Source organism: Kitasatospora sp. NPDC127060, from assembly GCF_042724935.1.
Classification (GTDB): domain Bacteria; phylum Actinomycetota; class Actinomycetes; order Streptomycetales; family Streptomycetaceae; genus Kitasatospora.
The window spans coordinates 1-26,283 of record NZ_JBHXEG010000072.1 but is presented as its reverse complement, the minus strand read 5'-3'; the positions used below and the strand labels follow the sequence as shown (position 1 = coordinate 26,283).

Genomic DNA, 26,283 nt, shown 5'->3' with positions numbered 1-26,283 from the left:
TGAAGCAGTGCGTCCCGAAGAGCTGCCGCTGTCCGATGCCCAGCGCGAGATGTGGTTCGCCCAGCAGCTGGACCCGGGCAACCCGGTGTTCACCATGGCGGACTGCCTGGAGTTGACCGGCCCGCTGGACCACGACCGGCTGCGGGCCGCCTGGCAGCGGGTGCAGGACCGCACCGAGTGCCTGCGGGTGCGCTTCGCCGAGCGCGACGGCCGGCCGGTGCAGATCGTCGAGCCGCCCCGCGAGCGCCCCCTCCCGGTGCTCGACCTGACCGGTGAGTCCGACCCGCGGGCCGCCGCTGAAACGTTTCTGGAGGCCGACCGGCAGCTCCCGTCCAGCCTCGGCCCCGACTCCCTCGCGGCCACCCTGCTGCTGATCGGCCCCGAACTGGCCTGGCTGTACGTCAAGGCCAACCACATCCTGCTGGACGGCTTCAGCCGCACCCTGGTCTACCGCCGGCTCGCCGCCGAGTACGACCTGCCCGACGCCGAGCCCGCCACCGACCCGACCCTGGCCGAACTGCTCGCCGAGGAGCGCGACTACCTCGCCTCCGCCACCCACGAGCGCGACCGCGCCTACTGGGCCGAGCGGCTGGCCGACGGCATCGAGCCCACCGTGCTCTCCGGCCACCTCGGCACGCCCGCCCGGGCCACCCTGCGCAGCAGCGGCCTGATCCCGTCCGAGACCGTCACCAGGCTGCAGGACGCCGCCTGGGCCGAGCGGGTCACCTGGCAGACCCTGCTGATCGGCGCCACCGCCGGCTGCCTGGCCCAGCTCTGCGGCACCGACCGGGTCGTGCTGACCCTGCCGGTCGCCGCCCGGACCACCCCGCTCGCCCAGTCCGTGCCCGGCATGCGCGCCAACTTCCTGCCGCTGCCGCTCTCCGCGCACCCCGCGCTCGGCCGCGACGGCCTGCTCACCCAGGTCGCCGCCGCTCTGCGCGGCACGCTGCGCCACCAGCGCCACCGGCACGACGCCATCCGCCGCGAGCTCGGACTCACCGGCGACGCCGGCCGCACCTTCGGCCCGACCGTCAACGTGCTGCAGACCGGCGGCGAGTTCGCCCTCGGCGACTGCCGCGCCGAGGTCCGCAACCTGTCCACCGGCCCCGTCCCGGACCTCCAGATCCTCTTCCTGGACAACGGCACGGAAGGTTGCGAACTGCGGGTCGACGGCGACGCCGACCGCTACCCCCAGGAGCGGCTGGACCTCTTCCGCGACGCCCTGCTCGGCTACCTCGCCGAGTTCGCCACCGTCTCCACCGAGCTGCCGGTCGGCCGGATCACCGCGCTGCCCGACGCCGAGCGCGAGCGCGTCCTGGTCGAGTGGAACAGCTACGGGGAGCAGCCGGAGGTCTTCACCGACGTGCTGCCCCGGATCCGCGCCCTCGCCCTGGCGCAGCCCCGGGCCGTCGCCGTCCAGGACGACGCCGGCCGGCTCGACTACGCCGAGCTGGTCGCCCGGGCCAGCGCCCTCTCCCGCCGACTGCTCGACGCCGGCGCCGGCCCGGACCGGCTGGTGGCGATCGCCGCCGCCCCCGGCACCGGCTTCGTGACCGCCGTCCTCGGCGTGCTCGGCGCCGGCGCCGCCTGGCTGCCGCTGGACGTCCACGCCCCGGCCGCCCGCGGCGCCGCCCTGGTGGAGGCCGCCGGCGCCGCCGTCCTGCTGCACGGCGCGGACCAGCGGCCGTACGTCGACACCCTGCTCGGCGCCCTGCCGGACCGCCCCGCCGTCCTCGCCCTCGACGACGCCCGCGACGAGCAGCTGCTGGCGCCCGCCGGCGGCCCCGCCGAACTGGCCTACGTCATCTACACCTCGGGCTCCACCGGCCGCCCCAAGGGCGCCATGGTGCACCGCGACGGCATGGTCAACCACCTGCTCGCCAAGCACGCCGACCTGGAGCTGTCCGAGGCCGACACCGTGGTGCACAACGCCCCGGTCACCTTCGACATCTCGGTCTGGCAGATGCTCAGCCCGCTGGTCGCGGGCGGCCGGCTGCGGGTGGTCTCCCGCGAGCTCGCCGCCGACCCGGGTGCGCTGTTCGCGCTCGCCGACGCCGAGGGCGTCACCGTGCTGGAGGTCGTCCCCTCGCTGCTGCGCGCCGCCCTGGACGCCTGGGAGGCCGGCGCCGCGTTGCCCGGACTCGCCGCGCTGCGACGGCTGGTGGTCACCGGCGAGGCGATGCCCGCCGACCTGGCCCGGCGCTGGTTCGCGCTGCGCCCCGGCATCCCGCTGGTCAACGCCTTCGGCCCGACCGAGTGCTCGGACGACGTCACCCACGCCGTGATCGGCTCCCCGGCCGAGCTGGACTCGGTGCGCGCCCCGATCGGCCGCCCGGTCCGCGACACCCGGCTCTACGTGCTCGGCGACTCGCTGCAGCCCGTCCCGGCCGGCCAGCCCGGCGAGCTGTACGTGGGCGGGCGCGGCGTCGGCCGCGGCTACCTGAACGACCCGCGGCGCACCGCCGGCGCCTTCGTGGCAGACCCGTACGCGGCGGCGCCCGGTGCCCGGATGTACCGCACCGGCGACCGGGTGGTGCACCGGACCGACGGCCAGCTGGAGTTCCTGGAGCGGGTCGACCACCAGGTCAAGATCCGCGGCCACCGGATCGAGCCCGGCGAGGTCGAGGCCGCGCTGCGCGCCGTGCCCGGCGTGGCCGACGCGGTGGTCACCGTAGCCCGGGACCCCTCCGGCGGCGCCCGGCTGGTCGCCCACCTGACCGGCGGCGCCGACCCGGCCGGGGTGCGCGCCGAACTGGGCCGCACGCTGCCCGACTACATGGTCCCGGCCGTGCTGGTGCCGCTGGCCGCGCTGCCGCTGACCCCCAACGGGAAGGTGGACCGCAAGGCCCTGCCGCTGCCGGACTTCAGTGCGCTGCGCCGCGAGCGGCGGGCGCCGGCCACCGAGCGCGAGGCGCTGCTGTGCGCGCTGTTCGCCGAGGTGCTGGAGCTGGACGAGGTCGGCGCCGACGAGGACTTCTTCCAGCTCGGCGGGCACTCGCTGCTGGCCGGCCGGGTGGTCACCGGGCTGCGCGCGCGGCTCGGTGTCGAGCTGCCGATCCGGACGCTGTTCGAGGCGCCCACCCCGTACGCCCTGGCCCTCGCCCTGGACGGTGCCGAGGCGGCCCGGGAGAAGCTGGTGGCCGGCCCCCGGCCGGAGCTGGTCCCGCTCTCCCCGGGGCAGCAACGGCTGTGGTTCCTCTCCCAGCTGGACGCCGCCGGTGCCACCTACCACCTCTCGCACGCGGTCCGGCTGACCGGCCCGCTGGAGCGGGCGGCCCTCGCCGAGGCGCTGGCCGACGTGGTGGCCCGGCACGAGAGCCTGCGCACCGTCTTCCCCGCCGAGGACGGCCGCCCGCACCAGCGGGTGCTCCCGGTCGGCGAGGCCGGCCCCGAGCTGCCGGTGGTGCCGTTCGCCGGCCGTCCGGCCGAGGAGCTGGACGCCGAGCTGGCCGCCCGGGCCGGCGCGCCCTTCGACCTGGCCGCCGAACCGCCGCTGCGCGCGGTGCTGTTCGAGACCGGCGTCGAGGAGCACGTGCTGCTGCTGGTGCAGCACCACATCGCGGCCGACGGCTGGTCGGTGCGCCCGCTGGTCGGCGACCTCCAGGCCGCCTACCGGGCCCGGCTGGCCGGCGGCGCCCCGGAGTGGGCCGAACTGCCCGTCCAGTACGCCGACTACACGCTCTGGCAGCGCCGTCTGCTCGGCGAGCCGGACGACCCGAACAGTCTGATGAGTCGTCAGCTGAACTACTGGGCCGGTCAGTTGGCAGACCTGCCGGAAGAGCTGGCGCTGCCCGTCGACTTCCCCCGCCCGGCGGTGCCCAGCTACCGGGGCGCTACCGTGCCGCTGCGGCTGGACGCCGCGGCGCACCGCGCCCTGACCGAGCTGGCCCGCGAGTCCGGCGCCAGCCCGTTCATGGTGGTGCAGGCGGCGCTGGCCGTCCTGCTCGGCAAGCTCGGCGCCGGCACCGACATCCCGCTCGGCACCCCGGTCGCCGGCCGCACCGACGACGCCCTGGACGACCTGGTCGGCTTCTTCGTCAACACCCTGGTGCTCCGCACCGACCTGGGCGGCGACCCGACCTTCCGCACCCTGGTCGGCCGGGCCCGGGAGACCGTGCTCGCCGCCCTGGCCCACCAGGACGTGCCGTTCGAGAGGCTGGTCGACCGGCTCGGCGCCGGCCGCTCGCTGGCCCGCCAGCCGCTCTTCCAGGTGATGCTGGCCTTCCAGAACAACGCCGGGGCCCGCCCCGAGCTGCCCGGGATCACCGCCGAGGTGAGCCCGGTCGGCAACGGCACCGCCAAGTTCGACCTGGCCTTCGAACTCGTCGAGCAGTACGGCGCGTCGGGCGAGCCGGACGGCCTCACCGGCACCCTGGAGTACAGCACCGACCTGTTCACCGAGCGGACCGCGCAGGGCCTGGCGGACCGCCTGGCGCACCTGCTGCGGCTGCTGACCGGCGAGCCCGACCGGCCGCTCAGCGGCCTGGACGCCCTGCTGCCCGAGGAGCGCGAGCGGCTGCTCGGCTCCTGGAGCGGGGCCGCCACGCCGACCACCGTCGGCGCGGTCCGGCTGCCGGAGCTGTTCCAGGCCCAGGCCCGGCGCGCGCCCGAGCGGCCCGCGCTGCGCTGGTTCGAGGACGGCGCGGTGCGCACCGAGCTCGGCTACGGCGAGCTGAACGAGCGCGCCAACCGGCTCGCCCACCACCTGATCGCCCTGGGCGCGGGCCCCGGACGGATCGTCGCCCTGGCGCTGCCGCGCACGGTCGACGCGGTCGTCGCGGTGCTCGCGGTCCTCAAGACCGGCGCGGCCTACCTGCCCGTCGACCCGGCGTACCCGCGCGAGCGGATCGCCTACCTGCTGGCGGACTCCGGTCCGCTGGCGGTGCTCAGCCACGGCTCGGTGGCCGGGCGGCTGCCCGAGCAGCCCGCCGCGCCGGTGCTGCTGCTGGACGACCCGGCGACCACCGCCGCGATCGCCGGCTCCCCCGGGCACGACCCGCAGGACGCCGAGCGGACCACCCCGCTGGGGCCCGACCACCCGGCGTACGTGATCTACACCTCCGGCTCCACCGGCCGCCCCAAGGGCGTGCTGGTGCCGCACCGGGCGGTGGCCGCGCTGGCCGCCGAACACGACCGGTTCGGCGTCGGTGAGGGCACCCGGCTGCTGCAGTTCGCCTCGTTCAGCTTCGACGCCGCCGCCTGGGAGCTGCTCACCGCGCTGCTCAACGGCGCCGTCCTGGTGCTGGCCGCCGAGGCCGACCGGGCGCCCGGCGAGCCGCTCGCCCAGCTGGTCGCCGAGGCGGGCGTCGAGGTGGTCTGCCTGCCGCCGACGGTGCTCGCCGCCTGGCCGGTCGGGCTGCCGATGCCCGAGGGGCTGACCCTCATCACGGCCGGCGAGGCCTGCCCGCCCGAGCTGGTCGAGCGGTGGTCCGCGGGCCGGCGGATGCTCAACGCGTACGGCCCGACCGAGACCACGGTCTGCGCCACCGTCAGCGAACCACTGGCCGGAGCGGTCAAGCCGCCGATCGGCCGACCGCTGGCCGGCGCCCGGGTGTACGTGCTGGACGAGGCGCTGCGGCCGGTCCCGCCGGGCGTGATCGGCGAGCTGTACGTGGCCGGCGCCGGGGTGGCCCTCGGCTACCTGCACCGGCCGGAGCTCACCGCCCAGCGCTTCACCGCCGACCCGTACGGCGGCCTGAACGACCGGATGTACCGCACCGGGGACCTGGTCCGCTGGACGGCCGACGGCCAGCTGGACTACGTCGGCCGGGTCGACGAGCAGGTCAAGCTGCGCGGCTTCCGGATCGAGCTCGGCGAGATCGAGACCGCTCTGCTCGCTCAGCCGGGCGTCGAGCAGGCCGCCGCGGTGGTCCGTGAGGACCGCCCCGGCGACAAGCGGCTGGTCGCCTACGTGACCCCGGCCGGCCTGCCGGTCGGCGAGCTGCGGGCGGCGCTCGCGGCGGAGCTGCCGGACTACCTGGTGCCCTCGGCGTTCGTCCCGCTGGAGACCCTGCCGCTGACCGGCAACGGCAAGCTGGACCGCCGGGCGCTGCCCGCGCCCGACTACGCCGCCGCCTCCACCGGCCGGGCCCCCGCCGACGCCCGGGAGGCCGCGTTCTGCGCGGTCTTCGCTGAGGTGCTCGGACTGCCCGAGGTCGGCGCCGACGACGGGTTCTTCGACCTGGGCGGCGACAGCATCGTCTCCATCCAGCTGGTCAGCCGGGCCCGCGCGGCCGGGCTGGTGGTCACCGCGCAGGACGTCTTCACCCACCGGACCCCGGCGGCGCTGGCCGTGGTGGCCCGTGACGGCGAGGGCGAGGGGGTGCCGGTCACGGTCGGCACCGACGACGGCGTCGGCCCGCTCGGCCAGCTGCCGATCGGGCACTGGCTGCGCGAACTCGGCGGGCCGGTGGACGGCTTCCACCAGGCCGTCCTGGTCCGCACCCCGGCCGACGCCACCCGGGAGTCGCTGACCGCCGCCCTGCAGGCCGTGCTGGACCACCACGACGGGCTGCGGATGCGGCTGCTGCCGGACTGGTCGCTGCTGATCACCGAGGCCGGCACGGTGGACGCCGCCGCCCTGCTGCGGGTCATCGACGGCCCGGCGCCCGACTGGCCGGCCGAGGCGGTCGCGGCCCGGCAGCGGCTGGTGCCGTGGGAGGGCGTGATGGTTCAGGCGCTCTGGCACCGGGGCACCGGGGAACTGCTGCTCACCCTGCACCACCTCGTGGTGGACGGGGTGTCCTGGCGGGTGCTGCTGCCCGACCTGGCCCGCGCCCACGGCGCCGTCCGGGCGGGCGAGCCGGTGCGGCTGCAACCGGTCGGCACCTCGCTGCGGCACTGGTCCGGACTGCTGGAGCGCACCGCGGCCGAGCCCGGGACGCGCGCCCAACTCGACTGGTGGCGCGCCGAGTCGGCCGCGGCCGAGGCCCCGCTGGGGCACCGGGCCGCCGACCCGGCGGTGGACACCTTCGCCACCGCCCGGACGCTGCACCTGGTCCTGGACGCCGACACCACGGCGGCGCTGCTCACCGAGGTCACCGGGGCGTTCCACGCCGAGGTGAACGACGTGCTGCTGACCGCCCTGGCGCTCGCCGTCGCCGACTGGCGGCGCCGCACCGGGCGGCCGGAGGGGCCGGTCCCGGTCGAGCTGGAGGGCCACGGGCGCGAGGAGTTCGCCCCCGGCGTGGACCTCTCCCGCACGGTCGGCTGGTTCACCACCGCCTACCCGCTGCGGCTGGACCCGGGCGCGGTGGACCTCGCCGAGGCACTGGCCGGCGGTCCCGCCGCCGGGCACAGCCTCAAGCTGGTCAAGGAGCACCTGCGGATGGTGCCCGCGCACGGGCTCGGCTGGGGCCTGCTGCGGTATTTGGACGGGCACGGCTCGGACGGCGGGAGCGCCGAGGAGCTGTCCGGCACCGCCCGGCCGCAGCTCGGCTTCAACTACCTGGGCCGGCTGCCCGCGCCCACCGGCGAGGACTGGTCGCTGACCGGGCAGTCCGCCGCCCTGGCCGCCGGGGCCGACCCGGGGATGCCGCTGCCGCACGTCCTGGACGTCAACGCGGTGACCGAGGACGGCCCGGACGGACCCCGGCTCAGCGCCCGCTGGACCTGGGCCGGCCAGGCCATGGCGCAGACCGACGCCGAGGACCTCGCCGAGGGCTGGTTCGCCGCCCTGCGGGCCCTGGTGCGGCACACCCGGGAGCCGGGCGCCGGCGGCTGGACGCCGTCCGACCTCGACCTGGTGGCACTCAGCCAGGACGAGATCGACGAATTCGAGGACGAGATGGACGACTGGGGGGACGAGCTGTGACCACGGCCTCGGCCGAGCCCCGCACCGGGCGACGACCCGCGCGGAGCTCCAATCTGAGCGACATCCTGCCGGTCGCACCGCTGCAGGAAGGACTGATGTTCCACGCGCAGTACCACCGCGAGGAACTCGACGTCTACACCGTGCAGTTGGTGCTGGACCTGGCCGGCGAGCTGGACCCGGCGCGGCTGCGCGGCGCGGTCGGCGCCCTGCTGGAGCGCCACCCCAACCTGCGGGCGGCCTTCCGCTACCGCAAGAACGGCGACCCGGTGCAGATCGTGCCGCGCGAGGTCCCGCTGGACTGGCGGGAGGTCGACCTGCGGGCCGTCCCCGCCGCCGCCCGGGAGACCGAGAGCGAGGAGCTCTGCCGACGCGACCGGCTGCGCCCCTTCGACCTGGCCCGCCCGCCGCTGCTGCGCTTCAGCCTGCTGCGGCTGGCCGACCGGCAGCACCGGCTGGTGCTGACCTCCCACCAGATCGTCTTCGACGGCTGGTCCATGCCCATCGTGGTGCGCGAGCTGTTCGCCTGCTACGCCGACGGCGGCGTCTCGCTGCCCCGCCCCGCCCCGTACAAGTCCTACCTGGCCCACCTGGCCCGGCAGGACCGCGCGGCGGCCGAGGCGGCCTGGACGGCCGCGCTGGAGGGCTTCACCGAGCCCACCCGGCTGTCCGGCGCGGCCGGCGCCCCGGAAGCACCGAGGGGCATGCCCGGCGAGCACGCCGTGGAGCTCGACGCGCAGGAGTTCGCCGCGCTCACCGGCTGGGCCCGCAGCCGCGGCCTGACCGTCAACACCGTGGTGCAGGGCGCCTGGGCGACCGTCCTGGGCACCCTGACCGGACTGCGCGACATCGTCTTCGGCGGCACCGTCTCCGGCCGCCCGCCGGAGCTGCCCGGGGTCGAGGGCATGGTCGGGCTGTTCATCAACACCCTGCCGGTCCGGGTCGACCTGGACCCGGCGCAGAGCTTCACCGACCTGCTGTCCGCCCTCCAGGACCGCCAGTCCCTGCTGCTCCCGCACCAGCACCTCGGCCTCAACACCATCCAGCGCCTCGCCGGGGTCGGCGACCTCTTCGACAGCGTGCTGGTCTTCGAGAACTACCCGCTCGACCCCGAGGCGCTGGCCGGCGAGGTCGCCGGGCTGCGGCTGACCGGCCTGCGGGCCGGCGACGCCAACCACTACCCGCTCAGCCTGATGGCCCTGCCCGGCGAGCGGCTGCGGCTCCAGATCGGCTACGACACCGCCCGGTTCACCCCGGCCGAGGCCGCCGTCGTCGCCGAGCGGCTGCTGCACGTGCTGCGCACCGCCCGGGCCGAGCCGGACCGCCCGCTCGGGCGGCTGGACCTCCTGCTGCCCGGCGAGAGCACCCGGCTGGCCGTCCCCGCCCCCGAGCCGGCCGAGACCGACCCGTGGACGGACGTGGTGGCACGGGTCCAGGAGTTCGCCCGCACCACCCCGGCCGCGATCGCCGTATCCGACGGCACCGAGCGGCTCGACTACCGCGAGCTGGCCGGCCGGGCCGGCGCCCTCTCCCGGGCGCTGGTCGCCGCCGGCGCCGGGACCGGACCGGTCGGCGTGCTGGCCCAGCCCGGCTGCGGCTTCGTCACCGCCGTGCTCGGCGTGCTCGGCGCCGGCGCCGCCTGGCTGCCGCTGGACGTCGCCGCACCGGTCAAGCGCGGCGCCGTCCTGGCCGGCGAGGCGCGCATCAGCGCCCTGCTGGCCGGCCCCGGCGAGCGCGCCATGGCCGCCGAACTGCTGGCCGAGGCCGGACTGGACGTCCCGGTGCTGGAGCTGGGCACGGACACCGCCAAGCGGCTGCCCGCCCCGCGCGGCACCGGCGACGACCTGGCGTACGTCATCTTCACCTCGGGCTCCACCGGCCGCCCCAAGGGCGCCATGGTGCACCGGGCGGGCATGGTCAACCACCTGTTCGCCAAGATCGCCGACCTCGAACTGGACGAGCACACCGTGCTGGTCCACAACGCCCCGGTCACGTTCGACATCTCGGTCTGGCAGATGCTCTCCGCGCTGGTCGTCGGCGGGCGGCTGCGGGTCACCGGCCGCGAACTCGCCGCCGACCCCCAGGCGTTGTTCGGCCTGGTCGCCCCCGAGGGGGTCACCGTGCTGGAGGTCGTCCCCTCGCTGCTGCGGGCCGCCCTGGACAGCTGGGACGACGGCGCCCGGCCGCCCGTCCTGGACGGGCTGCGCAAGCTGGTCGTCACCGGCGAGGCACTGCCCGCCGACCTGGCGCACCGCTGGTTCGCCCGCTACCCGGCGATCCCGCTGGTCAACGCGTACGGGCCGACCGAGTGCTCGGACGACGTCACCCACGCCGTGATCGGTTCTCCGGCCGAGCTGGACTCCGTCCGGGCCCCGATCGGCCGGGCGGTGCGCGGCACCGGCCTGTACGTCCTGGACGACGCGCTGCGCCCCGTCCCGGACGGCGTCCCCGGCGAGCTGTACGTGGGCGGGCGCGGCGTCGGCCGCGGCTACCTGGACCAGCCCGGCCGCACCGCCGCGGTGTTCGTCGCCGACCCGTTCAGCCCGCTGCCCGGCGCCCGGATGTACCGCACCGGCGACCGGGTGATCCGGCGGCCGGACGGCCAGCTGGAGTTCCTGGAGCGGGTCGACCACCAGGTCAAGATCCGCGGCCACCGGATCGAGCCCGGCGAGGTCGAGGCCGCGCTGCGCTCGATCGACCGGATCGGCGACGCCGTGGTGGTGGTCCGCCGCGGCGGGGCCGGCGACGCCCGGCTGGTCGGCTACGTCACCGGCGACCTCGACCCGGCCTGGGGCCGGGCGGCGGCCGCCGCGATCCTGCCCGAGTACATGGTGCCCTCCGCCCTGGTGGTGCTGGACGCCCTGCCGCTGACCCCCAACGGCAAGGTGGACCGCAAGGCACTGCCCGAGGCCGACCTGGCCGCCTCGACCGGCCGCGGCCCGCGCACCCCCCAGGAGGAGGTGCTGTGCGCCGCCTTCGCCGAGGTGCTCGACCTGCCCGGGGTCGGCATCGACGAGGACTTCTTCCAGCTCGGCGGCCACTCGCTGCTCGCCACCCGGCTGGTCAGCCGGGTGCGTACGCTGCTCGGCGCCGAACTGGCGATCCGCACCCTGTTCGAGGCCCCCACGGTGGCCGCGCTGGCCGGCCGGCTCACCCAGGACGCCGTCCGCCCCGCGCTGACCGCCGGGGAGCGCCCGGAGCTGCTGCCGCTGTCGTACGCCCAGCAGCGGCTCTGGTTCCTGGACCGGCTGGAGGGCCCCTCCGCCACCTACAACCTGCCCTGGACGCTGCGGCTGCGCGGACCGCTGGACCGCGCCGCGCTGACCGCCGCGCTCACCGACGTGGTCGAGCGGCACGAGAGCCTGCGCACCGTCTTCCCGGACCGCGACGGGCTGCCGTACCAGCGCGTCCTGTCGGTCGGCGAGGCCGCCGTCGAGCTGCCCGTCCGCGAACTGGCCGAGAGCGAACTGGACCGGGCCGCCGCGGAGTTCGCCACCGGCAGCTTCGACCTGGCGAACCGGCCGCCGATCCGCGCCACCCTGCTCGCGGCCGGCCCCGAGGACCACCTGCTGGTCGTGGTGATCCACCACATCGCCGGGGACGGCTGGTCCAACGGCCCGCTCACCCGCGACCTCTCCACCGCCTACGCCGCCCGGCTGGCCGACCGCGCCCCCGCCTGGACGCCGCTGCCGGTGCAGTACGCCGACTACGCGCTCTGGCAGCGCGAACTGCTCGGCGAGGAGGGCGACCAGGAGTCCCTCATCGCCCGCCAGACCGCCTACTGGAAGGAGCAGTTGGCCGGAATCCCCGACGAGCTCCAGCTCCCGGTGGAGACCGCCCGCCGGGCCACCACCGGCTACCGCGGCGCGAGCGTGAGCTTCGCCGTCCCGGCCGAGCTCCACCGGCGGGCGGTCGCGCTGGCCCGGCAGAGCGGGGCCAGCCTGTTCATGGTGCTCCAGGCCGCCCTGGCCACCCTGTACGGCCGGCTCGGGGCGGGCGAGGACATCCCGCTCGGCACCCCGATCGCCGGCCGTACCGACGACGCCCTGGACGACCTGGTCGGGATGTTCGTCAACACCCTGGTGCTGCGCACCGACCTGTCCGGCGCCCCGACCTTCCGCGAACTGCTGGACCGGGTCAAGGCCACCGACCTGGCCGCCTACGCCCACCAGGACCTGCCGTTCGAGAAGCTGGTCGACGCCCTCGGCCCCGAGCGCGCCCCGGCCCGCAACCCGCTGTTCCAGACCCTGCTGGCGCTGCACAACAACGCCGCCGCCCGGCTGGAGCTGCCCGGCATCACCGCCGAGGCGGGCGCGGCCGAGCTGGGCGTGGCCCGGCTCGACCTCTGCTTCGAACTCGTCGAACTCCCCGGGCCGGACGGCCCCGGCGGGCTGGACGGCCGGCTGGAGTACAGCACCGACCTGTTCAGCGCGGCCGGCGCCCAGCGCCTCGCCGACCGGCTGGTGCACCTGCTGGGCGCCCTGGTCGACCAGCCGGACCGGCCGATCGTTGCCGCACCGGTGCTGCTGCCCGGCGAGCAGGAGGAACTGCTGACCATCGGGACCGGCGCCGACGCCCTGACCAGCGAGCGGACGCTGGCCGAACTGCTGGAGGCCGCGGCGGACGCCGACCCGGCCGCGGTCGCACTCGAATTCGCCGACCGGCGGCTCGACTTCGCCGAACTGCACCGTCGGGCCAACCGGCTCGCCCGCACCCTGGTCGCCCAGGGCGCGGCGCCGGACCGGCTGGTGGCGATCGCCCTGCCGCGCTCGGTCGACCTGGTGGTCGGCGCACTCGCGGTGATCAAGAGCGGCGCCGCCTACCTGCCGATCGACCCGTCCTACCCGGCCGACCGGATCGCCGGCATGGTCAAGGACGCCCGGCCGGTGCTGACCGTCACCACGGCCGAGGTGGCCGCCGCCGTCCCCGGCCTGGACGCCGGCCCGCTCCTGCCGCTCGACGACCCGGCCACCCGCGCCCTGGTCGACGGCCAGCCGGCACACCACCTGAGCCCGGCCGAACTGGCCGCGCCGGTACGGCCCGAGCACGCCGCGTACGTCATCTACACCTCGGGCTCCACCGGCCGCCCCAAGGGCGTCGTGGTGCCGCGCGGTGCGCTGGTCAACCACCTGCTGGACCTGGCGGGCCGGCTCGACCTCACCGCCGGGCGCACCCTGCTGGCCGTCACCACCTTCGGTTTCGACATCGCCAACCTGGAGCTGCTGGCCCCGCTGCTCGGCGGCGCCCGGCTGGTGGTCGCCCCCCTGGAGACGGTCCGCGACCCAGAGCTGCTCGCCGGACTGATCGGCAGCAGCCGGCCGGACGTCCTCCAGGCCACCCCGACGCTGTGGCACACCCTGGTCACCACCAGGCCGGAGTCGCTGGTCGGCCTGCACGTCCTGACCGGCGGCGAGGCGCTGCCCCCGGTCCTGGCCGCGGCGCTGACCGGCGCCGCCGCGAGGGTCGGCAACCTGTACGGGCCGACCGAGGCCACCATCTGGTCGCTGGCCGCGGACGTCCTGCCCGGCCAGGACGGCACCCCGCCGATCGGCCGGCCGCTGGCCGGCAACCAGGTCCGGCTGCTGGACGCGGCGCTGCGCCCGGTGCCCCCGGGGGTGGTCGGCGAGCTGTACCTGTCCGGCGCCGGCCTGGCCCGGGGCTACCTCGACCGCCCCGGGCTGACCGCCGAACGCTTCACCGCCGACCCGTACGGGCCGCCCGGCTCCCGGACGTACCGCACCGGGGACCTCGCCCGCTGGCGGCCGGACGGCTCGGTCGACTACCTCGGCCGGGTGGACCACCAGGTGAAGATCCGCGGCTTCCGGATCGAACTCGGTGAGATCGAGGCCGTGTTGACCGACCATCCGCTGGTCGGACAGGCCGCGGTGATCGACCGGGAGGACTCGCCCGGCGAACGCAGGCTGGTCGCCTACCTGGTGCCCGCCGGCCCCGAACGTCCCGAACCCGCCGTGCTGCGCGCCCACTTGGCGGCCGTGCTGCCGGAGTACATGCTCCCGGCCGGCTACGTCCCGCTGGACGCGCTGCCGCTCACCCCGAACGGCAAGGTGGACCGCAAGGCGCTGCCCGCACCCGGGGCCGGCGACCGGGCGGTGGCCCGTTCGCACGGCCGCGCCCCCAGCGGGCCGGTGGAACTCGCGCTCGGCCGGGTGTTCGCCGAGGTGCTCGGCCTGGACGGGGTCGGGGCCGAGGACGGCTTCTTCGAGCTGGGCGGCGACAGCCTGAAGTCCATCCAGCTGGTCACCCGGGCCCGCGCGGCCGGGCTGTCGCTCACCCCCGCCGACGTCTTCGCGCACCGCACCGTGGCCGGGCTGGCCCTGGTGGCCGGCACGGTCGACGGCACCGGTGTGCCCGAGGATCCGTTCGCGCCCGTCCTGGCCGTCCGCCCGACCGGCACCGGCCGGCCGCTGTTCTGCGTGCACGGCGCCGTCGGACTCGGCTGGCCGTTCCTGACCCTCGCCGCGGAAATTGACGCGGACATTCCCGTGTACGCTTTCCAGGCGGCCGGGGTGCGTTCCTCGGAAAAGGCCCCGGAGTCCGTCCGAGAAATCGCCGGAAAATATCTCGGCGAAATGCTGGAAATCCAGCCGCAGGGGCCTTATCGTATTCTCGGCTGGTCGTTCGGAGGGGTTGTCGCCCACGAGATCGCCGTCCAGCTGCAGGCCCGCGGCGAACAGGTCGAACTGCTCGCCGACCTGGACGGCTACCCCGGCAGCGGCTCGCCCGCCGAGGACGCGCCGGACGACGCGGCCGTCCTGACCGAACTGCTCGAACGGGCCGGCCTCCCCGGCGACGGCCCGGTCGACCTCGCCATCGCCCGCGAACGCCTCGCCGAGGCCGGCAACGCGCTCGCGGAACTGGACGAGACCGAGCTGGTCAGGCTGCTCGGGGTGATCCGCACCCACAGCCTGCTGGGCGACGCCCACCGGCCCGGCCACTACCGGGGCGACCTGCTCCTGTTCACGGCCACCCGCGGCCTCGCCCCCGGCGACCCGGACGCGGAGTCCTGGCGGGAGCACGTGACCGGCCGCATCCTCCGGCACCCGGTCGACAGCGACCACGACTCGATGCTCGAACCGGCGCCGGCCGCATTCATCGGAAAGACCCTGTCGGCCGTCCTGGCATAGCCATCCTGGAATGGCCGACCTGAAATGGCCCTGAACTGGCCACCCTGAAAGAACCGGCGGCCGCCCCGGAAATTCCATCCCGGGGGCACTGCGCCCGGAACCGGACGATTTCCGGGAACTCCGAAAGGACCGAGAAATCATGAGCAATCCGTTCGACGACGAGCAGGGCACCTTCCTCGTCCTCGCCAACCACGAGAACCAGCACAGCCTCTGGCCCGCCTTCGCCGAGGTCCCGGCCGGCTGGCGGACCGTCAAGGGCGCGAGCACCCGGCAGGAGGCGCTGGACCACATCGAGCGCACCTGGACCGACCTGCGCCCGCAGAGCCTGATCGACGCCACCGCCTGAGCACCCACTCACCCAACACACCTCTGGAGCACCCCATGAGCACCGTCGCCATCAACGAGCCCAAGGTCCGCGAGATCGTCGCCGACTGCCTCGACCTCGAGCTCGACGAGCTCACCCTCACCGACCACTTCATCGACCACTACGGCGCCGACTCGCTGAACGCCATCGAGGTCCTGGCCCGCCTGGAGAAGGAGTTCCACGTCACCATCCCCCAGGAGGAGCTGCCCAACATGGTCAACCTGGCCGCCGTGCTGGAGGTCCTCTCCCGGGCGACCGCCCGATGAGCGAGCCGCAGCGCGTGGTGGTGACCGGCATCGGCGTCCTGTCGAGCATCGGCAACGGCGTGGAGGAGTTCACCTCGGCCCTGCGCGAGGGCCGCTGCGGCGCCGGTCCGATCACCAGCTTCGACACCACGGGCTTCCTGCGCACCAACGGCCACGAGGTCGACGGCTTCGAGCCGGAGCAGTGGATCCGCCGCCTCGCGGTCGAACAGCTCGGCCGCGCCACCCAGTTCGCCGTCGCGGCGGCCCGGATGGCCGTCCAGGACGCCGGCCTCGACGAGCAGGAGCTCGCCGGACTGCGCGCCCAGATCACCATCGGCACCACCGACGGTGAGGCCCCCGAGCTGGACAAGCTGATGGCGGAGTCCGTCGCGAAGGGGCCGGAGCACCCGGCCGACCAGCTGGTGGCCGGCCGCCTGCCGGCCCACCAGCTGGCCCTGGCGATCGCCCGGGAGCTGCGGCTCCCCCGGGTCGTCCCGGCCGTCCTCGGCACCGCCTGCGCGGCCGGCAACTACGCGATCGGCGACGGCTTCGACGCGGTGCGCACCGGCGAGGCGGACATCGCCGTCGTCGGCGGCGCGGACGCGATCTGCCGCCGCACCTTCGCCGGGTTCAGCCGGCTCGGCCTGGTCTCCTCCGACGTCTGCCGTCCGTTCGACGCCGACCGCGAGGGGCTGCTCACGGCCGAGGGCGCGGGGGTTCTCGTCCTGGAGACGCTGGAGTCCGCCAGGCGCCGCGGCGCCCGGATCTACGCCGAACTGCTCGGCTACGGTCTCAACTGCGACGCCCACCACCCGACCGCGCCCGACCAGGCGAGCGTCGCCCGCTGCATGGAGCTGGCGCTCGCCGACGCCGGGGTCAAGGCGGCCGAGGTGGACCTCGTCTCCGCCCACGGCACCGGCACCCCCACCAACGACATCACCGAGACCCGCGCGATCCGCGAGGTCTTCGGCGACACCCCGCCGCGCACCGTCGCCCTCAAGGCGATGCTCGGCCACTCGATGGGCGCGGCGAGCGCGCTCGGCGCGGCCGCCTCGGCGCTCGCGCTGACCCACGGGTTCGTCCCGCCCACCGTCAACCACCGCACCACCGACCCCCAGTGCCAGATCGACTGCGTGCCCAACCACTCCGTCCCCGCGGACCTCCGGGTGGTGGTCAACAACGGACTGGCCTTCGGCGGCAACAACGCCTCCGTCGTCCTGGGGCGCCATGACGAGGAGCCCAGCCGATGAGCGAGCGCAGCGAGCGAGCCATCGAGAGGAGCGCGTGGGCGATTGCCCCCGCCGAGCGCAGCGAGCGAACCATCGAGAGGTGCGCATGAGTGCGACCACGATCCACCGGGACCGGCCGCTGATCACCGCGTGGTCCGCCGTCTCCCCGTTCGGCCTCGGCCGCGACGCGTTCGCGGCCGGGGTCGGCCGGGGGGAACCGGCCCACGAGGTACCCGACTTCGACACCCGCAAGGTGCTCGGCAAGGCCGGCACCCGCACCTTCGACCGGGCCACCGGCCTGGTCGTCACCGCCGTCCGCGAACTCCTCGGCGAGGCCGAGGCCGCGCAGAGCCCGATCGCCACCGGCGGCGGCACCGCCCTCGTCCTCGGCACCACCCTCGGCAGCGCCCAGAGCGCGGCCGGGTTCAGCCGGGCCTCCTTCGAGGGCGACAAGCCCTACGACGTGCCCGCCCAGCTGATGCCCAACGTGCTGATGAACGGCCCGGCCGCGGCCACCGCCATCCGCTTCGACCTCAAGGGCCCCAACACCACCCTGGCCGGCGGCGCCGCCGGCGGACTGCTCGCCCTCGGCTACGCCCGCCGCCTGCTGGCGGCCGGCCGCGCCGAACGCGCCGTGGTCGGCGCGGTGGAGGAGCAGTCCGAGGCCCGCGAGTGGCTGGCCGGCGACCACGACCAGCCGACCGGCGAGGGCAGTGCCGTGCTGCTGGTGGAGACCGCGCGGACGCTGCCGCCCGGTCGCCGGGTGCTGGCCGAACTGCTGGCTCTGGACGTCCGGTTGGACGTCGACGACGACCCGCAGGCGGCCCTGGCCGCCACCGTCCGCGACGCCCTCGCCCAGGCCGACGCGACACCCGACCAGGTCTGGGCCGCGGCCGTCACCGGGCAGCCGGCCGAGGCACAGCTCGCCGAACTGGTCGGCGCCGAGGCCGTCAGCCGGATCCGCACGGCTGAACTCCTCGGCGACACCGGCTCCGCGGGCACCGTCTTCTCCCTCACCACCGTCCTGTCCCTGGCCGAGCACGACCCCGCGGCCGCCGGCCGCCTCGCCGTGATCGCCTCGCTCGACCACCAGGGCCTGGCCGCCTGCGCCGTCCTGCGCCTCACCGGCGGTGGCCGATGAGCACCCCGGGCATCGCCCTGATCAGCGGCGGCTCCCGCGGCATCGGCAAGGCGGCGGCCCTGCGACTGGCCGCCGAGGGCTACGCGATCAGCTTCTGCTACCAGTCCGACCAGCAGGCCGCGGACCTCCTGGCCAAGGAACTCGACGCCCTCGGCGTCGGCGTCCTGGCCGTGAAGGTCGACGTCACCGACGCCGCCGCGGTCCGGGCCTGGGTCACCCGCACCGAGGAGGAGCTCGGCCCGATCACCGTCGCCGTCGCCAGCGCCGGCATCACCCGGGACAAGCCCCTGCTGCTGATGGCCGACGAGGACTGGCGGTCCGTCACCGACACCAACCTGAACGGCACCGCCAACCTGTGCCGCGCGGTGGCCTTCCCGATGGTCAAGCGCCGCGGCGGCTCGATCATCACCCTCTCCTCGGTCTCCGGCGTCTACGGCAACCCCGGCCAGAGCAACTACGCGGCCTCCAAGGCCGGCATCATCGCGCTCACCCGCGCCCTGGCCAAGGAGGTCGGCCGGTACGGGGTCCGGGTCAACGCGGTCGCCCCCGGAATGATCGAGACCGACATGACCTCGGTGCTCACCGACAACCAGCGCACCGACGCGCTCAAGCACATCCCGCTCGGCCGTTTCGGCACGGCGGACGAGGTGGCCGACTCGGTCGCCTTCCTGGCGGGCCCGCGATCCGCCTACCTCACCGGCTCGGTCCTGCAGATCGACGGCGGAATCGTCCTGTGACCAGACGCACCAGACGCACCGTCAACTTCGATTAGGAGATACGACCATGACCATCCCCGCCGTGCGCACCTTCGACAACCACACCCCGCTGGTCGACACCGAGCTGCTCCCCGGCCGTGGCAGCGGCGTCAGCGCCGCCCACCGGATGTACGAGCACCTCATCGGCATCTGGGCCACCGGTGTCATCGAGGCCGCCCACGACCTCGGCGCCTTCACCGCCCTGATCAGCGGCCCGGCCACGGCCGGCGAGCTGTCCACCCGTCTCGGCACCGACCTGCGCGCCACCCGCGTCCTGCTGGACGGCCTGGCCGCCTACGACGTGGTCGAGCGCAGCCGCGCGGCGGACGGCCAGGCGGTCTACACCCTGCCACCGGAGATGCACGACATCTTCGCCCCCGAGGGCCTGTACAGCCTGGTCGGCAAGATCCGGCACGACCGCAACGTGGCCTGGGGCGCCTGGCGCAACCTGGCCACCAACGTCCGCACCGGCGCCCGCAACTCCGAGGGCTCCCAGCAGCTCAACCAGATCTCCGAGGAGGACTACACCTCCCTGGTCCGCGGCATCAACTTCTGGGCGCCGCCGATCGCCGCCACCCTCGCCACCGCGCTGCGCGAGCAGGGCTGGACCGACGGCACCGGCCGTACCCTGCTCGACGTCGGCTGCGGCACCGGCATCTACAGCCAGCTGCTGCTCCAGGAGTTCAGCGGCCTCAACGCCCGGGCCCTGGACGCCGAGCGGATCATCCCGATCGCGAACGCCCAGGCCCACCGCCTCGGGGTCGCCGAGCGCTTCAACCCGGAGGTCGTCGACTTCTGGGCGGACGACTGGGGCACCGGCGTCGACGTCGCCCTGTTCGTCAACATCTTCCACCTGCAGACCCCCGAGTCGGCCCGCGAGCTGCTGCTCCGCTCGGCCAAGGCGCTCACCGAGGACGGTGTGATCGCGATAGCCGACCACATCGTCGACGAGGACAGCACCGACGGGAACACCCAGAACCGCTTCTTCCGGCTGTTCGCCGCCTCCATGCTCGCCACCGGCGGCGGTGACGCCTTCACCGTGCACGACTACGACCAGTGGCTGGCCGACGCCGGCCTGCGCAGGGTCGCCCTGCTGGACACCCCGATGCACCGCCTGCTGCTCGTCAAGCACGCCTGACGCCTGACGCCTGACGCCTGACGCCTGACGCCCGACCCCAGCGCCGCCAACCCCCCTCGACGGCCCCGACGCACCGCGTCGGGGCCGTCGGGGTTCCCGCACCAGGAGGCCCAGATGCCCGTCCAGCCCGTCCAGCCCGAACGGCCCGCCCTCTTCCGCACCGACCGGACCGACCTGACCCCGGAGGAGATCGCCGCCCTCACCGTGCTGCTCCTGCGAAGAGCCCGCAGTGCCGCCGCCCCGGCGCCCCGCCCCGCCCGCCGCACCGTCCGCTGGCACGACGTCTCGCTCCGGCCCCCCGTCCCCACCACGTCATGGCAGATCGTCGCCTGACCCCACTCCCCGCCGGCCCCGCCCCCGCCGGGGCCGGCCCCGCCGACCCCGCCCCCGCCGACCCCGCCCCCGCCGGGGCCGGCCGGTCAGCCGCGGGAGAGGCGCTCGGTGAGGCGGGACTTGGCGGCGGGCCACTCGCCGGCGAGCATCGAGAAGTAGGCGGTGTCGCGCCAGGTGCCGGTGGGCCGGAGGCGGTGCCGGCGGTGGACGCCCTCGAACTGGGCGCCGAGGCGCAGGACGGCGTTGCGGGAGCGCTCGTTGTCGGCGTCGGTCTTCCAGTAGACGCGGCCCATGCCGAGGTCCTCGAAGGCGTGGGTGAGCAGCAGCAGCTTGGCCTCGGTGTTGACGGCGGTGCGCCAGTAGGAGCGGCCGTAGAAGGTGGCGCCGATCTCGAGGGACTCGTTCCGGGTGCTGATGTCGTGGTAGCCGGTGATGCCGACGGCGGTGCCGGTGGTGAGGTCGACGGCGGCGAAGTAGACGCACTCGCCGGTGGCGGCCTCGGCGATGCGGGCGTCGAGGTCCTGGCCGAGGTCCTCCTCGGTGGCCGGCGGGAGGGACATGGTCCAGCGCCAGACCTCGGGGTCGGGGCCGACGGTGGCCCAGAGGTCGGCGGTGTGCCGGTGCTCCAGCGGCTCCAGGCGGATGTGCCTGCCGGTGAGGGTGACGGGTGCGGGCTGCTTCGCGGTCATGCCCAGAACGTAGCGCTACTCTGCACTAGAGGCAATGCGTTTATGCACTAGTTCAATTGTCTCGACGTGGCGCAGAACGAAGGGCCCCGCGGGACGGCGTCCCGCGGGGCCCTTCGTGGAGAGCGGTCAGGTGAGCGATCAGATGAACGAGTTGATCTGGATCGTCTCGTCCCGGCCCGGGCCGACACCGATGGCGGAGATCGGCGCGCCCGACATCTCCTCCAGCGCCTTCACGTAGGCCTGGGCGTTCTTCGGCAGCTCGGCGAAGGTCTTCGCCTTGCTGATGTCCTCGGTCCAGCCCGGCAGCGTCTCGTAGATCGGCTTGGCGTGGTGGAAGTCGGACTGGTTGTACGGGAGTTCCTCGACCCGGCGGCCGTCGATCTCGTACGCGACGCAGACCGGGATCTGCTCCCAGCCGGTCAGCACGTCGAGCTTGGTGAGGAAGAAGTCGGTGAGGCCGTTGACCCGGGTCGCGTAGCGCGCGATGACGGCGTCGAACCAGCCGCAGCGGCGGTCGCGGCCGGTGGTGACGCCGCGCTCGCCGCCGATGCGGCGCAGTGCCTCGCCGTCCTCGTCGAGCAGCTCGGTCGGGAACGGGCCGGAGCCGACGCGGGTGGTGTAGGCCTTGAGGATGCCGATGACCCGGTCGATCTTGGTCGGGCCGATTCCGGCGCCGGTGCAGGCACCGCCCGCGGTCGGGTTCGACGAGGTCACGAAGGGGTACGTGCCGTGGTCGACGTCCAGCAGGGTGCCCTGGCCGCCCTCCAGCAGGACGACCTTGTTCGCCTTGAGGGCCTCGTCCAGGACGAGGGTGGTGTCGGCGAGGAAGGGCTTGATCTTCTCCGCGTAGCCCAGGTACTCCTCGACCACCAGGTCGGCCGGGATGGCGCGGCGGTTGTAGAGCTTGACCAGGATCTGGTTCTTGTCGTGCAGCGCCGCCTCGATCTTCTGGCGCAGGATCGACTCGTCGAACAGGTCCTGGACCCGGATGCCGACGCGGTTGATCTTGTCCGCGTAGGTCGGGCCGATGCCGCGGCCGGTGGTGCCGATCCGGCGCTTGCCGAGGAAGCGCTCGGCGACCTTGTCGATGGTCCGGTGGTACGGGGTGATCAGGTGGGCGTTGCCCGAGACCAGCAGCTTCGAGGTGTCGATGCCGCGCTCGTTCAGGCCGTTGAGCTCGGAGAGCAGCACGCCCGGGTCGATCACGACGCCGTTGCCGATGACCGGAGTCACGTTCGGGCTGAGGATGCCGGAGGGGAGCAGGTGCAGGGCGTACTTCTGGTCGCCGATGACCACCGTGTGACCGGCGTTGTTGCCGCCCTGGTAGCGGACGACGTAGTCGACGGAGCCGCCGAGGAGGTCGGTGGCCTTCCCCTTGCCCTCGTCCCCCCACTGAGCGCCAACGAGCACGAGTGCCGGCACAGGCGTACACCCCTTCCGGTTGGGGCATCCTGCGTAGGCCGCAGTCTGCCCCGAGATAGACGAAGCCCCTGGCGCAATGGCGCAAGGGGCTCTTGCACCGAGAGATTACCTGAGGAAGGACCGGTCGTGTCGTCCCTGTCCACGCCTGCTACCGGCGGTCCCGAGCCCCTTCTGCTGCTGCTCGACCCGGTGGCCCGGCAGACCGACGGGGAGTCGGTGCGGATCGCGAAGGACGTGTTGTGCGGGGGCGCGGACGCCAAGGTGGCCTATCCGGAGAGCCCGTTCGAACTCGACCGGATGCTTTCGCACCGAGGTCGGCGGAGACCGGTGGTGATCGGTTCCGACCTGGCGCTGCAGCGGGTGCTGCAGGCCCTGCACCGGCAGCGTGAGCTGGGTGCCGATCCGGTGGGGATGGTTCCGGTCGGCCGGGCGGAGGAGCTGGCGACGGCCCGCGCGCTCGGCGTGCCGGGGGAGCCGGTGCGGGCGGCGCGGGCGGTGCTGTCGGGCGCGCCGCGCACCTTCGACCTGCTGGTGGACGACGGCGGCGGGGTGGCCCTGGGCGGGGTGCGGATCATCGGTGGCGGCGGGCGCCGGCCGGGGGGCCGTCCGGGTGGCTGGCGTTCGCTATGGGCGAAATTGGCTGCGGCCGAGCAGGCGAACGCACTCACCCCGGAGCCCGTCGACCACAGCGCCCGGGTCCGGGTCGAGGCGGACGGCCGGCTGCTGGCCGACGTGCACCGCCCGGTCCGGCTGGTGCAGGTCTTCCTCCCGGGCGCCGGGGACGCGGCCGGCGCGGGCGTGCTGGAGGTGGTGGTCCGCGGCCCGGGCGCGCTGGTGCGGGCGCGGGCCGCGAGCGTCTCGGTGGTCGGGCGCGGCTTCGGCTACGAGGCGGACGGCCACCCGGTGGGCCCGGTGCGCGCCCGCACCTGGACGGTCCACCCGGGCGCCTGGGGCCTGCTGCTGCCCGCGGCGTGACCTCCGGGTGAACGACGGGTGAGCAGGCTCACGTTCGGGGTCGCCCGCCGATCACCGGTCCGCACACGGAAAGCCCCAACGGGCGCGAACCACAAGGCCAACCGCCGTCCGCCGGAATTCCCCCACCCGAATTCCCGGCCCCGTAAGGGGTTTTGTCTACGCGCGTTACTCCGCGATCCCGGTCCGAACCGGGCCTCCCGGGTTCCGGAAGCCCTGGTCAACTGCCCTAGACTCGAAGGCGTGCCACGTGGTGACGGAAGACTCAACCACGATCTTCTTCCCGGTGAGAAAGGCCCCCAGGACGCTTGCGGCGTCTTCGGAGTCTGGGCTCCCGGCGAGGAGGTCGCCAAGCTCACGTTCTTCGGCCTTTACGCCCTGCAGCACCGCGGTCAGGAATCCGCGGGCATCGCAGTGAGCAACGGCTCCCAGATTCTCGTCTTCAAGGACATGGGGCTCGTCTCCCAGGTCTTCGACGAGGCCTCGCTGGGGTCGTTGCACGGGCATATCGCCGTCGGACACGCCCGCTACTCGACCACCGGTTCCTCGGTCTGGGAGAACGCCCAGCCGACCTTCCGGGCGACCGTGCACGGTTCGCTGGCCCTCGGGCACAACGGAAACCTGGTGAACACCGCCGAACTGGCGGCCATGGTCGCCGAACTGCCCGGCGAGGAGCACGTATCGCGCTCCGGCCGGACCGCCGCGACCAACGACACCGACCTGGTGACCGCCCTGCTGGCCGGCCACCCGGACCTCTCCATCGAGGAGACGGCCAAGGTCGTGCTGCCCAAGGTCAAGGGCGCGTTCTCGCTCGTCTTCATGGACGAGCACACCCTCTACGCCGCCCGCGACCCCCAGGGCATCCGCCCGCTGGTGCTCGGCCGGCTGGAGCGCGGCTGGGTGGTCGCCTCCGAGACGGCGGCGCTGGACATCTGCGGCGCCTCCTTCATCCGCGAGGTCGAGCCGGGCGAGCTGATCGCCATCGACGAGAACGGCATGCGCAGCTCGCGGTTCGCCGAGGCCAAGCCCAAGGGCTGCGTCTTCGAGTACGTCTACCTGGCCCGCCCCGACACCTCCATCGCCGGCCGCAACGTGCACCTCTCCCGGGTGGAGATGGGCCGTCGGCTGGCCGAGGAGGCGCCCGTCGAGGCCGACCTGGTGATAGCCACGCCCGAGTCCGGCACCCCCGCCGCGATCGGCTACGCCGAGGCCAGCGGCATCCCGTACGGCTCCGGCCTGGTGAAGAACGCCTACGTGGGCCGCACCTTCATCCAGCCCAGCCAGACGATCCGCCAGCTCGGCATCCGGCTCAAGCTGAACCCGCTGCGCGAGGTCATCGCCGGCAAGCGCCTGGTGGTCGTGGACGACTCGATCGTCCGCGGCAACACCCAGCGCGCGCTGGTGAAGATGCTCCGCGAGGCGGGCGCCGCCGAGGTGCACATCCGGATCTCCTCGCCGCCGGTGAAGTGGCCCTGCTTCTTCGGCATCGACTTCGCCACCCGCGCGGAGCTGATCGCCAACGGCATGACCATCGAGGAGATCGGTCGCACCCTCGGGGCCGACTCGCTCTCCTACATCTCGATCGACGGCATGATCGAGGCCACCAAGCAGCCCAAGGACAAGCTCTGCCGGGCCTGCTTCGACGGCGAGTACCCGATGGAGCTGCCGGACCCGGCGCTGCTCGGCAAGCTCCTGCTGGAGGCCGAGATCAAGGGCGGCCGGCAGCAGCCCGCCGTCCGCGGCAAGCCGACCAGCGGCAGCGACCTGGACGGCGTCCAGTCGCTGCTCGGCGGGGCGGGCGCGGCCGACGCGCTGCGCCGCCCGTAGGAACGCACGGTGGGGTCCCGCGAACCGGGGCCCCTCCGCCGTTCCACTCCCTTGCTGTAACGAACCGCCCCCACCCTGACCCGAAAGGGCCGCACGCAGTGACCACGAACCAGAACGGTGCCACCTACGCCGCCGCCGGTGTCGACATCGAGGCGGGCGACCGCGCCGTCGAGCTGATGAAGCAGTGGGTGAAGAAGGCCAACCGCCCCGAGGTGGTCGGCGGTCTCGGCGGCTTCGCCGGCCTCTTCGACGTGTCCGCCTTCAAGAACTACGAGCGGCCGCTGCTGGCTTCGGCCACCGACGGCGTGGGGACCAAGGTGGCCATCGCGGCCGCCATGGACAAGCACGACACCATCGGCCACGACCTGGTCGGCATGGTCGTGGACGACATCGTGGTGTGCGGCGCCGAGCCGCTGTTCATGACCGACTACATCTGCGTCGGCAAGGTCGTCCCGGAGCGGGTCGCCTCGATCGTCAAGGGCATCGCCGAGGGCTGCGCGCTGGCCGGCTGCGCCCTGGTGGGCGGCGAGACCGCCGAGCACCCGGGCCTGCTCGGCCCGGACGAGTACGACGTCGCGGGCGCCGGCACCGGTGTGGTCGAGGCCGACGCGCTGCTGGGCTCCGAGCGGGTCCGGGCCGGCGACGTGGTGATCGCGATGGCCGCCTCCGGCCTGCACTCCAACGGCTACTCGCTGGTCCGCCACGTGCTGTTGAACGAGGCCGGCTGGAAGCTGGACCGCAAGGTCGAGGAGTTCGGCCGCACCCTCGGCGAGGAGCTGCTGGAGCCGACCCGGATCTACTCGCTGGACTGCCTGGCGCTCACCCGCGCGACCGAGGTGCACGCCTTCTCGCACGTCACCGGCGGCGGCCTGGCGGCCAACCTGGCCCGGGTCGTCCCGGACGGCCTGCACGCCCGCCTGGACCGCGGCACCTGGACCCCGCTGCCGGTCTTCCGGACCGTCGCCGAGGTCGGCCGGGTGGCCACCCTGGAGCTGGAGAAGACGCTCAACATGGGCGTCGGCATGGTCGCCGTCGTCCCGCCGCACTCGGTGGACGCGGTGCTGTCCATCCTGGAGGACCGCGGCGTCGAGGCCTGGCTGCTCGGCGACATCGTGGAGCGCACCGACGAGCACGAGGCCGGCGCGGCCCTGTACAACGCCTACGAGGGCTTCACCGCGGGCTGACCGGCCCGCGGACGCGAGAGGGCCCCTCC

Annotated in this window: 14 protein-coding genes; 12 read left to right on the top strand and 2 right to left on the bottom strand. The window is 74.4% G+C overall.

The annotated features are described in order from the left end of the window. Positions 1 to 7 precede the first annotated feature (7 nt). The 9 genes from ACFWIS_RS30910 (at position 8) to ACFWIS_RS30870 (ending at position 20,160) form a co-directional block, all read left to right on the top strand. Complete coding sequence (locus tag ACFWIS_RS30910; RefSeq protein ID WP_380459312.1) at positions 8 to 7,813, top strand: amino acid adenylation domain-containing protein; 7,806 nt, start codon at positions 8 to 10, stop codon at positions 7,811 to 7,813. After that, a complete protein-coding gene (locus tag ACFWIS_RS30905; protein WP_380459315.1) occupies positions 7,810 to 14,955 on the top strand; it encodes an amino acid adenylation domain-containing protein in 7,146 nt (2,381 codons plus the stop codon). Before ACFWIS_RS30910 ends, ACFWIS_RS30905 begins: the two co-directional genes overlap by 4 nt. A 139-nt stretch (positions 14,956 to 15,094) precedes the next feature. After that, positions 15,095 to 15,301: an MbtH family protein gene (locus tag ACFWIS_RS30900; protein WP_030289532.1), complete on the top strand. Its 207-nt coding sequence runs from the start codon at positions 15,095 to 15,097 to the stop codon at positions 15,299 to 15,301. Positions 15,302 to 15,336: 35 nt separating this feature from the next. Further along, a complete protein-coding gene (locus ACFWIS_RS30895) occupies positions 15,337 to 15,585 on the top strand; it encodes an acyl carrier protein (RefSeq protein WP_380459318.1) in 249 nt (82 codons plus the stop codon). After that, positions 15,582 to 16,814 carry a beta-ketoacyl-[acyl-carrier-protein] synthase family protein gene (locus tag ACFWIS_RS30890; protein WP_380459321.1) on the top strand — a complete coding sequence of 411 codons (1,233 nt, stop codon included), beginning with the start codon at positions 15,582 to 15,584 and terminating at the stop codon, positions 16,812 to 16,814. The genes ACFWIS_RS30895 and ACFWIS_RS30890 overlap by 4 nt, the downstream gene beginning before the upstream one ends. 85 nt (positions 16,815 to 16,899) lie before the next feature. Beyond that, on the top strand, positions 16,900 to 17,934 hold the full coding sequence (locus ACFWIS_RS30885) for a beta-ketoacyl synthase N-terminal-like domain-containing protein (RefSeq protein ID WP_380524065.1): 1,035 nt from the start codon (positions 16,900 to 16,902) through the stop codon (positions 17,932 to 17,934). Further along, positions 17,931 to 18,671 (top strand): 3-oxoacyl-ACP reductase FabG, encoded by a 741-nt coding sequence (fabG, locus tag ACFWIS_RS30880; RefSeq protein WP_380459326.1) that lies wholly within the window; start codon positions 17,931 to 17,933, stop codon positions 18,669 to 18,671. Before ACFWIS_RS30885 ends, fabG begins: the two co-directional genes overlap by 4 nt. A 46-nt stretch (positions 18,672 to 18,717) precedes the next feature. Beyond that, positions 18,718 to 19,827, top strand: a complete 1,110-nt coding sequence (locus ACFWIS_RS30875) for a methyltransferase (protein WP_380459328.1) — start codon at positions 18,718 to 18,720, stop codon at positions 19,825 to 19,827. A 114-nt stretch (positions 19,828 to 19,941) separates the two neighbouring features. After that, positions 19,942 to 20,160, top strand: a complete 219-nt coding sequence (locus tag ACFWIS_RS30870; protein WP_380524064.1) for an acyl-CoA carboxylase epsilon subunit — start codon at positions 19,942 to 19,944, stop codon at positions 20,158 to 20,160. A gap of 86 nt (positions 20,161 to 20,246) precedes the next feature. Here ACFWIS_RS30870 and ACFWIS_RS30865 read toward each other — a convergent pair whose 3' ends face one another. Together ACFWIS_RS30865 and ACFWIS_RS30860 are read right to left on the bottom strand one after the other, a co-directional pair. Continuing rightward, a complete protein-coding gene (locus tag ACFWIS_RS30865; RefSeq protein ID WP_380459333.1) occupies positions 20,247 to 20,849 on the bottom strand; it encodes a GNAT family N-acetyltransferase in 603 nt (200 codons plus the stop codon). A 138-nt stretch (positions 20,850 to 20,987) separates the two neighbouring features. Continuing rightward, positions 20,988 to 22,271, bottom strand: coding sequence for an adenylosuccinate synthase (locus ACFWIS_RS30860; RefSeq protein WP_380459335.1), 1,284 nt, complete (start codon positions 22,269 to 22,271; stop codon positions 20,988 to 20,990). Between the two features lie 126 nt (positions 22,272 to 22,397). Here ACFWIS_RS30860 and ACFWIS_RS30855 point away from each other — a divergent pair, with 126 nt between their 5' ends. The 3 genes from ACFWIS_RS30855 to purM all read left to right on the top strand — a co-directional run bounded on the left by ACFWIS_RS30855 (position 22,398) and on the right by purM (position 26,254). Continuing rightward, positions 22,398 to 23,246, top strand: a complete 849-nt coding sequence (locus ACFWIS_RS30855; protein ID WP_380459338.1) for a diacylglycerol kinase — start codon at positions 22,398 to 22,400, stop codon at positions 23,244 to 23,246. A 240-nt stretch (positions 23,247 to 23,486) separates the two neighbouring features. After that, positions 23,487 to 25,070: an amidophosphoribosyltransferase gene (gene purF / locus ACFWIS_RS30850; protein ID WP_380459341.1), complete on the top strand. Its 1,584-nt coding sequence runs from the start codon at positions 23,487 to 23,489 to the stop codon at positions 25,068 to 25,070. A gap of 98 nt (positions 25,071 to 25,168) precedes the next feature. After that, a complete protein-coding gene (gene purM / locus ACFWIS_RS30845) occupies positions 25,169 to 26,254 on the top strand; it encodes a phosphoribosylformylglycinamidine cyclo-ligase (protein WP_380459343.1) in 1,086 nt (361 codons plus the stop codon). Positions 26,255 to 26,283: the final 29 nt, after the last annotated feature.

Bases quoted from the DNA above. Each gene is read 5' to 3' on its own strand.
- ACFWIS_RS30870 (WP_380524064.1), top strand. From the start codon at position 19,942: ATGCCCGTCCAGCCCGTCCAGCCCGAACGGCCCGCCCTCTTCCGCACC.
- ACFWIS_RS30875 (WP_380459328.1), top strand. From the start codon at position 18,718: ATGACCATCCCCGCCGTGCGCACCTTCGACAACCACACCCCGCTGGTC.
- ACFWIS_RS30890 (WP_380459321.1), top strand. From the start codon at position 15,582: ATGAGCGAGCCGCAGCGCGTGGTGGTGACCGGCATCGGCGTCCTGTCG.
- ACFWIS_RS30895 (WP_380459318.1), top strand. From the start codon at position 15,337: ATGAGCACCGTCGCCATCAACGAGCCCAAGGTCCGCGAGATCGTCGCC.
- ACFWIS_RS30865 (WP_380459333.1), bottom strand. From the start codon at position 20,849: ATGACCGCGAAGCAGCCCGCACCCGTCACCCTCACCGGCAGGCACATC.
- ACFWIS_RS30885 (WP_380524065.1), top strand. From the start codon at position 16,900: ATGAGTGCGACCACGATCCACCGGGACCGGCCGCTGATCACCGCGTGG.
- ACFWIS_RS30900 (WP_030289532.1), top strand. From the start codon at position 15,095: ATGAGCAATCCGTTCGACGACGAGCAGGGCACCTTCCTCGTCCTCGCC.
- fabG (WP_380459326.1), top strand. From the start codon at position 17,931: ATGAGCACCCCGGGCATCGCCCTGATCAGCGGCGGCTCCCGCGGCATC.